The sequence below is a fragment of the Mesorhizobium sp. M0077 genome, assembly GCF_040322955.1.
In the GTDB taxonomy this organism is placed as follows: Bacteria; Pseudomonadota; Alphaproteobacteria; order Rhizobiales; family Rhizobiaceae; genus Mesorhizobium.
Genome location: NZ_JAMYUL010000003.1, coordinates 460,709 through 473,752 on the forward strand (window position 1 = coordinate 460,709; position 13,044 = coordinate 473,752).

The following is a 13,044-nucleotide window of genomic DNA, read 5'->3' on the forward strand; positions in this document are numbered from 1 at the left end:
TCCCATGCCGATTGACGACTATCGCCCGCTGCCGGATTTCCCCGATGTCTACGACCGCGCGCGCGCCGCGCCGCGGCGCGACCGTGTCTACATCCGCGAAAGCAAGTTTGCCCAAGGCTCGGAAGTCAATGAGGCGCTGTCGATCGAGGAACGCAAGCGCACCAATGTCGGCAATTTGATCGCGCGCGATGGCGACCGGGTGAAAGGTGCCGATATCATCGTCGACATCGGCGCCGATACCGTCACGCTGGCCGCCGGTCAAATCTACCTGCGTGGTGATGTGCGCGACGTGCCGGAAGCGATCCTCGAGGATGTAGCGATGACCGGCGACGTCGTCGTCGGCGTCCGAGTGATCTCGACGATCACCACCTTCGAGGAAGACCCGACGCTACTGGGCCTGCACGAAGGCACCGCGTCTTTCGGCGAGGATGGCGCCATGCGCGAGACCCTGTCGCTGTGCTGGGGCTGGGCCGGCGACGGCGAGGAGGGCGACCTCTACCGAGTCTACCAACTGCGCGACGGCGGCGTCGTCGACCAGACGCCGCCGCCCAGCCTGTCGGGCATCAACCAGGCCATCGCCGTCTACGACTATGACGCGCACGAGAACTATATCGCCCGCGGCTGCTCGGTGACGCCGCTTGGGCTCGCCGGTGGAAAGCAATGGTTTTCGATCGAGGAAGGCACGGCCAACATCCTCGGCTTCAAGCGCACCCGCAACACGGCCACGCGCTACGGCCAGACCGAAGAGCCCGACATTCTCAACATCGCTTCGGAGCCGCACACATTCGACGACGGCGGCACCGGCACGGCGGTCATCGCGCTCAACCGCACGCCGATCAATTCGGTGACGACAGTCATCGTCACCAAAGAAGTGACCGAGACCATCGTGCGCGGCGGCGCCGCCAACACGATGGATCTTCTGGGACACGCCAGCGTGACGTCGATTGTCGAGGTCAAACAGGGCGGCACGACCTATGCATCGCCGGCAAGCTATCTCCGCAACGGCGATCGTATCGATTGGTCGCCGGGCGGCGCCAAACCGGCGAGCGCGTCTTCATATACGGTGAAATACCGCTACCTCGACGCCGTCGTGCCGAGCGCCGTTAATCAGACCTCGGTCACGGTTGCCGGGGGCGTCTCCGGCGGCTCGGCCTTCGTGACCTATTCCTACCGCTTGCCGCGGCATGATCGCATCTGCCTCGATAGCAATGGCCTGGTCGTCTACCTCAAGGGCATTTCTACCGTCGAGCAGCCGCAGCCGCCGGCGACGCCGGCAACGCTGCTGTCGCTGTGCGTTGTGCAGAACGACTGGTTCGGCACACCCGTGGTCATCAACAATGGGGTGCGGGCCTACCCGTTCTGGCTGATCGACCGCATGTACAACCGCCTCGTCGACGAACTCGATTTGATCGCGCTATCGCGGCTGCAGCTCGACATCTCGTCGCGCGAGCCGGTCGCAAAAAAAGGCGTCTTCGTCGATCCGTTCAACGATGACCGCTACCGCGATGCCGGCGCGGGCCAGAACGGCGCCGTGTTCAACGGCAGTTTTCAGATGCCGATCATTCCCGCCTTTCAGGAATTCTCGCTAGCCGGCCCGCAATATCTCAACTTCACCGAAGAGGTGTTCGTCGCGCAGGAGGCGGTGACGGGCTGCACCCGGATCAATCCCTACCAGTCGTTCGCGCCGCTGCCGGCGAAGATGAGCCTGGTGCCATGCCAGGACTTCTGGACCGACACGCAAGACGTGTCACTCTCGCCGGTCACCCAAGTTTTCGGGCAGGGCAATGCCAGCCGCGTCACCAATGTCGAGATCATCACCTCGACGCGTGAGATCACGGCGCGCTTCCTGCGGCAGATCAACGTGGCCTTCACCATCGACGGCTTCGGCGTGGGCGAAACGCTCGATGAGCTTACCTTCGATGCGATCGATGTGACGCCGGCGGGGCCGCTGGTCGGTGACGCGAATGGGCGCATCACCGGCACTTTCACCATACCGGGCAACGTCGCATCCGGCACCAAGCATGTCGGCGCCATCGGCGGCGGCGCATCGACGGCCAACACGGAATTCTCCGGGCAAGGCCAGGTCGAGATCAACACCAGCCAGCAGGTGACGACTGTCCAGCGGTTCCAAGTCGCCCCGCCCCGCTCCAGTGGCGGTGGCGGTGCCAATGGCTCGGCCGGTGGGCGCGGCAACCCAGATCCGGTGGCGCAATCCTTCCAATTCACAGAAGGACGGCATATCGCCTCGATCGAGGTCAAGTTCTGCGCGATCGGCGATCGCGACCAGGTAGTGCTCTGCGAGCTGGTGTCGATGGACAACGGCTATCCGACGACCGATGTCATCGCCCAGACCGAGACCGACATGAACCTGGCGCTTGTCGGAGCTTGGCACAAGTTCCACTTCGATCCGCCGGTCTTCGTGCCTGTTGGGCAGGAGACGGCTTTCGTGCTGAAGACGAACGACCCCGACCATTCGGTGTCGTTTGCATCCCGCGGCGGCTTCGATGCCGCCAGGCAGGGATACATCGGGGCCCAGCCCTACACGGTCGGCGTGCGGTTTTCGTCTTCGAATGCAACGACCTGGACCGCACACCAGGACGAGGACCTGACCTTTCGCATCAATGCGGCGAAGTTCTCGCCTGCCACCAAGGTCATCCCGCTCGGCACGGTGGCGGCCAACAGCCTGTCGGACTTCATCGCCCAGGCGCAGGTATTCCTGCCGACCGGCGAGACGCGGCTGCAGTTGGAGATCGAGCCGACAGGCGAGGCGGCCGTGCGCATCGAGCCCGGCCAGGTCTGGGAGCGGCAGAGCTTCTTCACCGGCAATGCCGCGCTGCGAGCTATCCTGACAGGCACTGAGAAGGTCTCACCAATCATGGGACGCGACGTGCTGGCGATCAAAGGCACGATGCAGGCGAACGGCGTCTACGTCAGTCGCGCCTTCGAGATGGGCACCGCGATCCGGCTGGACGCCGTCATGAAGACAAAGCTGCCCGCCGGCTCCACCCTTGTCGTTGAGAACGACGCCGCCAACGATGTCTGGCAGTCGCTGCCGCAAGTGTCGGCCGAAGCGCTGGCCGATGGCACTTTCGAGCGGACCTATTCCGACAACAGCTACACCGCCGTGCAGGGCCGCATCCGGCTGACGCTTACCGGCACGCCGGCGGCGCGGCCCGCCGTCGCCGACCTGCGCTCCTTCTCGATTTGAGGATTACCGATGCCCATCGACCTGGTCACGCCAAACCGGAACTATCCGCTTCCCGAAGGCGCGAATGACCTTAGCCACGACGTCCTGAGGCTGATCGCTGCCCTGCAGGCCATCGACATCGATGTCGCGGCAATTCTCACCGCCATCGTTCAGAAGGCGCCGCTGCTCAACGCTCCGCTGTCCGGCGCGCCGACGGCGCCAACTCCTAGCGTCGGCGACAACTCGACCCGCATCGCGACGACGGCATGGGCACGGCTCTACTTCGCCGATTTCGTTGGCGCCGCCCCCGCCGCGCTCGATACCATCGCCGAGCTTGCCGCAGCGCTGCAAAACGACCCGAGCGTGATTACCAATCTGACGACTTTGGTCGGGAACAAGATCACCGGGCCAGCGGTAGCGGTGGCGGATAATATTGCCACTTTCAACGGCACGACCGGCAAGATCGCGAAGGACAGCGGCGTCGCGGTATCCAGCATGGCACCAAAGGCGAGCCCTGCCTTCACCGGCGTCCCGACGGCGCCCACGGCCGCTCAAGGCACCAACACGACGCAGCTTGCCACCACGGCGCACGTCAAAGCCGGCCTCGACCTCAAGCTTGACTACCGCGCGAGTCTCGTCGGTGCGGCGGCGCAGTTGGTCACAGACTGGAATAACGCCCTTGAAAACGGATGGTACATGAATGCCTCGGGCGCCAATGGCCCGACCGTTGATTGGTATCTCGGGACCGTCGAATCCCATAGCACAACGGCGGGGTCGCTCTACCGGACGCAGACGGTTCACAACTTCACCGTTGCCAACTCTGGAAACACGCTAGCGTGGCGCCGGCACCAACAGGCCGGTGTTTGGGGCGCTTGGTACAAGCTTATTCTTAGCCAAGCGGAGTCAGACGCCCGTTTCCTCCAACTCGCTAACGCGAAGTTGCAAGGTTTCTACGAAAGCCCGCAACAGACGATCACGGCGGGCGGCCTTCTGACGCTGGCGCATGGCCTGGCCGCGAAGCCAAAGCTTTATCTGCCGTTCCTTCAGTGTACCACGGCCGATCAAGGTTACGCGATTGGCGACGAGTTGGCCGTTAATCCGAACTTCAGTGCTACAGACCCGAGCGGGCGCGGCCTCTCTATTGTGCCGACCGCGACCTCTCTCTTGGTCCGCATCGGCAACGATAGCTTCGCCTACACGATCATTCGAAAAGATACCGGCGGCGTGGGCGGTATCACAAACGCAAGCTGGAAACTCGTTATGAGGGCATGGCTGTGACGCAGTACTTTATCGATTCCGAGGGGAACTATCTCGGCGCCTTTGACGGTGAAGGCGTAGAAACGCCGCCCGACGGCATTGAGGTGCCAGAGGCGCCGCATGACGCCCGCCAGGTATGGCTTGGCGAGGCTTGGTCCGAGGTGGAAGCGCTACCGCCGCCGATGCCTGCTGTGATTTCCGACCGGCAGTTCTTTCAAGGTCTCGCGGTGGCAGGAGTAATCACCAACGCCGAAGCGTTGGCGGCGGTTAAGACAGGCGCGATTCCGAGCGGCATGGTTGCGCTTATCACAGGCCTGCCCGAGGCGGCACGGTTTGGCGCTGAAATGCTACTTTCCGGGGCGACCGAATTCAAGCGGGCTCACCCGCTAACTTCCGCATTCGGCGCCGGGTTTGGGTGGACCGAACAGCAAATTGATAACTTTTGGATCTCAGCGTCGACCTTGTAATTCCCTCTACTTGGGTTATTGAGTAGCCGATGCGTATAACTATAGTTGTGCAAGGCAAGATCCCCTGTGAAGGCTACGGCGGTACTCAGCGCCAAATAGACTGGCTCGCAAGCGAACTTGTCTCCCTAGGCCATGAGGTCACGCTAATTGCGGGACCGGGATCAAGTCACCCGCTTTGCGCCGTGCGGCAGGCCTCAACACCTGCGGAATGCGCAGCCGCGATTCCTGGCGACGCCGACATCGTTCATTTTAACGGATGGTATGAGCTAAGCGGCCCACATCGAGCGCTCTACACTCTACATGGATACTTCCCGAACACGCCAAGGGAAGGCCAGAATTTCAGCTTTGTAAGCGCCAGTCACGCCCGCCTGCACAATCGGGCAACCTTCGTCCACAACGGTTTCCCCGTAGACGCCTACCGGATCGCCGGCTCGAAAAATGACCGGCTGTTATTCCTCGGCGGCATCGCTCGGGCCGGAAAGGGCCTAAACCTGGCTGTCGACCTGGCGAAAAAATTCAACTTTGGACTCGATATTGCCGGCGGCTCCCGTTGGAAATTGCTAGGGCGAAGCCAGACCCGCAAAGAAGGGGTATTCTTCAAGAGCCTTTCCGGCCGGTTCCGATACGCCGGCGTGATCGACGGCGCTGAAAAGCTCCGCTACCTCGGCGAGGCTAGGGCGTTCCTTAACCCGATTTCCTGGGAAGAGCCGTTCGGCATGGCCCCGGTCGAGGCTATGCTTTGCGGTACGCCTGTACTCACCACGCCCCGAGGGGCGTTGCCGGAAACAGTAGACGCCGAAACCGGGCGTTTCTTCGAAACCGATCAGGAATTCGCCTTGGCGTTTAGTGAGATCGGAAGCCTTTCACCGCAACGGTGCCGTGAGTCGGCGGCAGACAGATTTCCGATCCAGAAAACAGCGCAAGGCTATCTTGAACTGTACGGCCGCATTCTCGACGGCCAAGTCCTTCCGTAGGCATCGTCTGCGTCATTGACTGAATTTTCAGCCCGCCACCTTGGCGGGTTTATCTTTTCTCAACCCCCTCACAGGAGAGAGTGCCATGACCGACCCCGTCTTCGGGATCACAATCCGTCGTGACGCCAACGAGTCGGCCATGCCGTCGAACGCGCTGATGAGCGTCGTCGGCATCTGCATGCCGTTCGACAAAGCGGCAACGGCCACGCAGGAGGCTTTCGACGCTGCCTTCCCCTTAGGCATCGCCGTGCGGCTGAATTCGAACGACACGGCCTTGCTGGCGCTCTGCGATAAAGATTCGCTGTTCATCGACGCCGTCGAGGGGGTCAACGCCCAGCTCGGCCCATTCCAGGTCGCCGCGCAGCTGGTCGTAAACCGCGTCGCCGAAGACGACGATATCGGAGAAACCATCGCCAACATCATCGGCTCTTCGGTCGACGGCACCGGCATCCATTCCTTCGTCAATGCCGGCGCCGACCTTGGCGTCTATCCTCGCCTGATCATGACGCCTGGCTACACCACGCAGCAGTTCGGCGCGCTGACCCATCTGACGCTGTCGACGCAAGGCTCCGCCATAACCGTTGCGCCGACCATCGGCTTCACCGGCGGCGGCAGCGATCCGAACAAGGTGCTGCCGACTGCCCATGCAGTGATGGGCACCGGGCCCGACGCGCAGAAGGTGGCCTCGCTGGTCATCGACACTGCCGGCGCCTATCTCTCCGGCACGATCGCCGTGACCTTCACCGGCGGCGGCGTCGATGGCGGCAAGGTTCTGCCGACCGCGGCCGGCACGATCGAGGAACTGGCGAACGGCGTCTGCGCCGCGCTGCCCGAAGTGCTGAACAAGATCCTTGCCGTCGCCATAGTAGATGGGCCAAACGGGCTTGCCGCCTTCACCCAGTGGCGCGAGACGCTGTCGTCCGACCGGCTGATCCCGGTCACGCCCGGCATCAAGCGGCTTGATGCTTCCGGTGATGTCGTCACCCGGCCGGCGGCGCCCCGCGTCATCGGCGTCGCCGTACGCCGTGACTATCAGGCCGATGGCCGGCCGTTCCGCTCATGGGCAAACCAGGCGCTTTACGGCATTGTCGGGCCGGAGCAGAACTACCGCTTCTCTCTGACCGATGGATCGACCGAAGGCCAGGAGATACTCGCTGCCCAGGGAGGCATCATCGTGCGGGGCGATAGCGGCGACGACTTCGCCATCGCCGAGGGGGGCTTCGTCTATATCGGCACTGACAATCTGTCGGCCGAGACGATCTGGCAGCAGTATCACAAGGTGCGCGGCCGCGATTTCATCGAGCTGACCTGTCTGCGTACGCTGCGCCAGTTCCTTGGGCGCTTCAACCTGACGACGCAGACCATCCAATCCGTCATCAACACCGTGCACGATATCCTGGCCAAGGCCGAGGCGCAGGGCGACATCCTCGGCTTCAAGGTGAAGTTCGACCCCGACCTCAACAATGCGCAAGATCTGCGGGCCGGGCACATCTACATCGACGCGCAATTCGAGGAAGCCCCGGTCTTCCGCCGCCTGACCATGACCAGTCGGCCTTATGCGCCGGCGCTGCAGGCTACGATCGACGAAATCCTCGCTCGGCAGAACCTGATCACCGGCTGACCTGCATTGGCCCGGGCGCTGCCGGCCCACACCCTTTAACCGACGCCCTCAAGAAGGACTTTCATCATGGCCGAGAAACTGCTGCTGCTCGAACAGGTCAACCTCTTCGCCGGCGACCACGACCCGGAAGATTCGAACCACATCAAACTGCAGTCCATGGGCCTGCCGACGCTCGAGCAGGTCACCGTCTCGCATCTCGGCGGCGGCGCGCCGGGCGAGGTCGAGTGGGGCATGAATGCGCTGAAGGCGCTGCAGCCTACCTTCAAGCTGGCCGGCTTTTCCAAATCCTCCTATCGCGCCATGGGCGTCGGCACCAATCAGCCGATGAACTTTACCGGCTATGGCGTGCTGAAGAACAAGCAGACGGGCGCCGCCTTCCAGGCCAAGACCGTGGCTCGCGGCATCGTCAGCCGTGTCGCGCCCGATGCCTTCGACCGCGCCTCGGCCTTCGGCCACGATCACACGATCGGCGAGGTCACGCACTACGAGCTGACGGTCGACAATGAGGAATGGTTCTACTGGGACTATTTCACCACGCGTCGCAGGCAGTTCGGCGTCGACGAGCTGACCAAGGCTCGCGTCCTACTGGGCATTGAATAATGCCGCCCAAGAACGCGATCGAGGACTTCATGACCGGCGGGGATGACGCGCAGCCGGTCGACGATGCTGCTGGGGCTATAGATGAGGCGGCGGTCGAGGCATCCGAAGACGAGACCGTCGTCACCGAGTTCGATGACGCGGACTGCCGCGTGCACAGGCTGCGGACCACGCTGACGCGCAATGGCGAGCGTGTGACCGTCATCAAGATGCGCCCGCCGACTCTTCGCGATATCGACGACTGGTCGGCCGCCGGCATCAGCAATCGCGACCTGCTGGTGCGGCTATCCGGCTGCTCTGCGGCTACGCTGAAGGCGCTGGCCTGGGAGGATGCCGAGAAGGTGATGGCGATCTTCCAGGGCCTTGTTCCCGACTTCATCTTCAATACGCCCAAGGGTGATGTCTGATGGCAAGGATGTCGGCCGAGCTGGTCGTCAGTCTGCTCGACCACGTGTCGGGCCCGGCGGCCAAGGCGCGCACCAGCCTGACGGCCCTCCAACGGGCCGAGCGCGACGTCTACCTGGCCCGCAACAACACGCGGCTGTCGCGCTCGCAGATCGCCGAAGAACGCCTGCTCGATGCGCAGGAGGCTGCGCGGCAGAAGCGTATCGCGCAATGGACCACCCTCGGCCGCACCGCAGGCATCGCCACCGCCGCGGCCGGCTATGTCGCGATCCGCACGGCGCGCGATTATGCCCAGCTCGAGCGCACCATCGGCCGCATCATCATCAATGCCGACAAGCCGGCAACCGCCATCAAGCCGACCATCGCCGTCCTGCAGCAACTGGCCGATACGGCAAAGCTGCCTTTCGACCAGGTCGTGCAGGGGCTGGAAACGCTGATCGCGTCCGGCCGCTCGCTGGAAGAGGGGCTGTCGTTCCTGCCCACCGTCGCTCGCACGGCGCAGGCGTCCGGCGCCGAGATGTCAGACATCGCGCTGACGGCCGACGCTATGGCCAGTTCGCTCGGCATCACCGCCGACAAGATGCAGGAGGCCTTCGACATCCTCGCTTTCGAGGGCAAGGCCGGCAAATTCGAATTGAAGGATATGGCGGCCGAGCTGCCGGCTCTGGCGCCGGCCTTCGCCGCGCTCGGCTACAAGGGAACCGAAGGCCTCAAGAAATTGGCCGCCATGCTGGAGATCGTGCGCAACCAGACGGGATCATCGTCGGAAGCCGCCACCAATTTCGGCAACGTGCTGCAAAAGGCGTACGGCAACGAGGTCGCCAAGAACTTCAAGAAGTACAACATCGACATCCGCAAGGAGCTGGACAAGACCCGCAAGGCCGGCGGCGACGTCATCCAGACGCTGGTCGAGCAGACGCAAAAGGCGCTCAAGGGCGACCTATCGAAGCTGCCGCTGATCTTCACCGACGTGCAGATGCAGAACGGCATGCGCGCGCTGCTCACTCAGATGCCCGAACTGAAGGCGCATCTGGACGCGCTGGGCGGCGCGGCCGGCACGGTGGCCAAGGACTTTGCGCAGATCACCGGCGATCCCGAAGGCAACTGGCAACAGCTGATCAACAACATCCAGAAAGCCGGCACCGCGCTTGGCGACCTCACCGGCCGGGCGCTCAATCCGACGCTTTCGGCATTCAATGACCAGCTGTCGGAATCAATGTCGATCATCGAAGGCGGCAAGCGGCTGCGCGATAGCGGCCGCGATGAAGGAACCACGGCCGACCAATGGCGCCAAGACTATCGCCAGCAAAACCCTGATGCAGGGTTCTGGGAACTCAACCGCGCCTACAATGCCGCGCTGGCGCAGCTCGGCCGCGGGCAGATCAAAAACATCTTTGACCCGCTGCGCAAGCAGGCCGCCGTTATTGAAGACAGGCTTACGCGCGTGCCGAATGCCGCCATGCCGCCGAGCAGCATTCCGCTGCCATCCTCCCGTCCGAAGCGCTGGGAGGAAATGAGCGTCGAGGAACGGCAGCGCCAAGCGATGATCGATGGTCGCCACGAACCGGCGAGGGGTGGCCAGAAGGAAGCCGGCGCCATGCCGATCTTCAATCTGGACGAGTTCGACGCCAAGATGCAGGCGGGCGGCTTCAGCGCCGGCGCAAAGATCGCCGACGGCGGCACGCAGGCTGGCCAGAACGCGGCCTCGACCTTCACCTCTGGTGTTGCCGGTGCTGGCGAATCGTTCGGATCCAGCGCCGCCGCCGCGTTCATCGCCGGGATCACCGGCTTCCTGTCTTCCGCCAAAGCCGATCTGATGCGGCCGGTGGGGTCGCTCGGTAGAACGACCGGGCAGCAGGTGAAGGTCGAAAGCAACGGTCAGGCGATCGATGGAAGAGGCGAGCGCTGATGCTGATGAAAATCGGTCTGGTCGAGTGCGATCTCGCCTTCAACATTGACACGCATTCGCGCGAGACGACGCACGACTATGCCGAAAAGCCGGTTGTCGGCGCCATGCCGCCGCTTGAGGATGTCGGCGTCGGCGCCGAGACCCTCTCGGTTTCCGGCCGGCTGATCCCGTCGAAGCTCGGCGGCCTCGGCACGCTGGAAATCCTGCGGCGTGCACAGCTCACCGGCGCGCCGCAACTGGTGACCCGCGGCGACGGCAGCGTGTTCGGTTTCTACAACGTTCTGTCTGTCAACGATGAACACACATTCCTCGACCGCGACGGCGTCGGCCAGGTCGTTGACATCACCGTCAAGATGCAGAAGGCCTCGGCGCCGACGCCGACCGACTTCTTCGCCTCACTGTTCTCCCTGCTCGCCTGAAGGGCCCGACCATGACCGAGACCGTCACCGTCAAGACGGAAGGCACCACGCTGTCCGCGCTTCTGGCGCGGCACTATCGCAAGGTGTTTTCCGGCATGGTCGCCAAGACCTACCCGCTCAACCAGGATCTCGCGCGCAGCGGGGCGTATCTGCCGGTCGGCCGCGTGGTGACGGTACTGACCCCGGCCGAGATGGCCGCTGTCAGCGGCGCTCTGCAGCCGGTCGTCGACCTGTTCTCATGACGCGGAAGGGCCGGTTCAAGGTCATCGTTGGAGGGCAGGACGTCACACCCCGTTTCGCGCCGCGCCTCATCTCGCTGTCGATCACCAAGTCGAGCACCGAGGCGACGCAATCGGCGACGTTCACCCTGGACGACAGCGATGCGTCAGTGCGTTTTCCTAAGACGGGCACGCCGGTTTCGATCGAACTTGGCTGGGAAGGCGGCGCCACGCGCCGCTTCGAGGGTGAGGTCGACACGGTCGACTGGTCGACGGACCGCGGCTCCGGCAGCGTGCTGTCGATCACCGCGCGCTCGGCCAGCCTGAGGGGCAAGGTCAAGCAGCCGACCGACCGGCACTGGGAGAACAAGACACTCGGCACCATCCTCGAGGACGCGGCCGGCGATGCCGGACTGTCGATCAAGGTTCATGTGGACCTTGCCCAACGCCAGCTCGAATATGAGGCGCAGGACAATGAAAGTTTCTTTGCCTTCGCCGACCGGCTGGCTCGCGAGCACGGCGCGACCTTCGCCATCAAGGGCCAGCAGGCCGGCTTCGTGCCACGCAACCAGGGCGTATCGGCGACTGGCCAGCCATTGCCGACGATCGTGGTGTCGCGAGGCAACTTCATCTCGGCTAGCGGCCTGACGCCCATCACCGACAGGCCGAGGTTTAAGAAGAAAAAGGGTCGCTGGTACGACATCAAGAAGGCCAAGCAGGTCATCGAAGAAGTCGAGACCGGCGAGGATGTGGAACCGGAAGACGTGTTGCGCCTGATGCAGCCGGACGCCGAGGCCGCGCGGGCGCGGGCTGATTCGGACAAGGTCGACAGCGCCAGGCAGAAAGGCTCCGGCACAGTCCTGATCGAGGGCGAGCCGACGGCCGAGCCGGAGGGCACGGCAATCATCCAGCTACGCGCCGGCGTTGACGGCATCTACACCATCGCCAGCATCACCGACACGCTCGACCGCGGCAGCGGCTACACGACCAGCATTTCGCTCGGCAATCCGCAGGGATCAGCCGGTTCCGATACTCGATAATCGCGACAATACAAATCCAACACGAAAACACTGCTCTGCACGGGCAGGAAGGAGATCAAATGGACCGCAACTTTGCGCGCGCGCTTTCGCTCGTCCTCAAATCGGAAAGCGGCTGGTCGGACAATCCCAAGGATCCCGGCGGCGCTACTATGAAGGGCGTCACCATCGCCAATTTCCGCCGCTACGTGAAGGCGGACGCGACGAAGGACGATCTGCGCCATATCACCGATGCTCAGGTGGCGACGGTCTATCGCCGCTTCTACTGGGATGCCGTGGCCGGCGCTCAGTTGCCAGGCGGCGTCGATTACGCGCTGTTTGACTATGCGGTTAACTCCGGGCCGGGACGTGCTGCAAAGTGCCTTCAGGCGGTCGTAGGCGCCAAGCAGGATGGGAAGATCGGCCCTGACACGCTGGTCAAGCTGAAGAGCATGATGCGCGCGACGGTGGTGGACGAGGTCTGCGACCAGCGTATGGCCTTCCTGAAGCGTCTGCCGACATCGAAGACTTTCGGCAAGGGCTGGTCATCCCGCGTATCCTCAGTGCGGGATGAGGCCATGAAGATGGCCGCTCTGCCCGATGCGCCGCCGCCTATCCGTGTGGAAGTGCCAGTCGAAGTCCCCAAGCCTGTTGTCCCCGAAAAGGTGGAGCAGAAGGTCAAGGAGAAATCCGGCTTTCTGTCCTGGCTCACCGGTCTCTTCGGTTCCGGTGCCATCGGGCTCGGCTGGGTCGGCGGCATGGATTGGCAGGCGGTCCTGGCCGGCGGCGTCGTGCTGCTGGTGTTCCTCCTGATCCTGCTTCTGCTGCGCTCCCAGATCGTCGCCGCGGTGCGTCAGATCAAGGCGGAGGTGGCCGAGTGATGGAAGGCTTCCGCGAACTACTCATCCCCGCCGTAGACCGCCTGCTGCGCATTGTCGGTACCGTCAGCCTGGCAATCATCGCCGCGTTTGCTG

12 protein-coding genes are annotated in these 13,044 nt (G+C 63.4%); all 12 read left to right on the top strand.

The window, feature by feature from the left end:
* Positions 1-4 precede the first annotated feature (4 nt).
* The 12 genes from NKJ57_RS09520 to NKJ57_RS09575 all read left to right on the top strand — a co-directional run bounded on the left by NKJ57_RS09520 (position 5) and on the right by NKJ57_RS09575 (position 12,951).
* Positions 5-3,208, top strand: a complete 3,204-nt coding sequence (locus NKJ57_RS09520; RefSeq protein WP_352513251.1) for a DUF4815 domain-containing protein — start codon at positions 5-7, stop codon at positions 3,206-3,208.
* A gap of 9 nt (positions 3,209-3,217) precedes the next feature.
* Positions 3,218-4,465 carry a pyocin knob domain-containing protein gene (locus tag NKJ57_RS09525; RefSeq protein WP_352513249.1) on the top strand — a complete coding sequence of 416 codons (1,248 nt, stop codon included), beginning with the start codon at positions 3,218-3,220 and terminating at the stop codon, positions 4,463-4,465.
* Positions 4,456-4,911 carry a hypothetical protein gene (locus tag NKJ57_RS09530; RefSeq protein WP_352513247.1) on the top strand — a complete coding sequence of 152 codons (456 nt, stop codon included), beginning with the start codon at positions 4,456-4,458 and terminating at the stop codon, positions 4,909-4,911. The genes NKJ57_RS09525 and NKJ57_RS09530 overlap by 10 nt, the downstream gene beginning before the upstream one ends.
* A 29-nt stretch (positions 4,912-4,940) precedes the next feature.
* On the top strand, positions 4,941-5,885 hold the full coding sequence (locus tag NKJ57_RS09535; RefSeq protein WP_352513246.1) for a glycosyltransferase: 945 nt from the start codon (positions 4,941-4,943) through the stop codon (positions 5,883-5,885).
* Positions 5,886-5,970: 85 nt separating this feature from the next.
* Positions 5,971-7,506, top strand: a complete 1,536-nt coding sequence (locus tag NKJ57_RS09540; RefSeq protein ID WP_352573688.1) for a phage tail protein — start codon at positions 5,971-5,973, stop codon at positions 7,504-7,506.
* Positions 7,507-7,572: 66 nt separating this feature from the next.
* Positions 7,573-8,106, top strand: coding sequence for a phage major tail tube protein (locus NKJ57_RS09545; protein WP_352513242.1), 534 nt, complete (start codon positions 7,573-7,575; stop codon positions 8,104-8,106).
* Positions 8,106-8,510 (top strand): phage tail assembly protein, encoded by a 405-nt coding sequence (locus NKJ57_RS09550; RefSeq protein ID WP_352513241.1) that lies wholly within the window; start codon positions 8,106-8,108, stop codon positions 8,508-8,510. The genes NKJ57_RS09545 and NKJ57_RS09550 overlap by 1 nt, the downstream gene beginning before the upstream one ends.
* Complete coding sequence (locus tag NKJ57_RS09555) at positions 8,510-10,417, top strand: phage tail tape measure protein (RefSeq protein ID WP_352513239.1); 1,908 nt, start codon at positions 8,510-8,512, stop codon at positions 10,415-10,417. The genes NKJ57_RS09550 and NKJ57_RS09555 overlap by 1 nt, the downstream gene beginning before the upstream one ends.
* Entirely contained in the window at positions 10,417-10,836 is a 420-nt protein-coding gene (locus NKJ57_RS09560; RefSeq protein ID WP_352513237.1) for a phage tail protein, read from the top strand. Before NKJ57_RS09555 ends, NKJ57_RS09560 begins: the two co-directional genes overlap by 1 nt.
* An 11-nt stretch (positions 10,837-10,847) precedes the next feature.
* Complete coding sequence (locus tag NKJ57_RS09565; RefSeq protein WP_352513235.1) at positions 10,848-11,078, top strand: tail protein X; 231 nt, start codon at positions 10,848-10,850, stop codon at positions 11,076-11,078.
* Positions 11,075-12,094: a phage late control D family protein gene (locus NKJ57_RS09570; protein WP_352513233.1), complete on the top strand. Its 1,020-nt coding sequence runs from the start codon at positions 11,075-11,077 to the stop codon at positions 12,092-12,094. The genes NKJ57_RS09565 and NKJ57_RS09570 overlap by 4 nt, the downstream gene beginning before the upstream one ends.
* Positions 12,095-12,153: 59 nt before the next feature.
* Positions 12,154-12,951 (top strand): glycoside hydrolase family 108 protein, encoded by a 798-nt coding sequence (locus tag NKJ57_RS09575; protein WP_352513231.1) that lies wholly within the window; start codon positions 12,154-12,156, stop codon positions 12,949-12,951.
* Positions 12,952-13,044 lie beyond the last annotated feature (93 nt).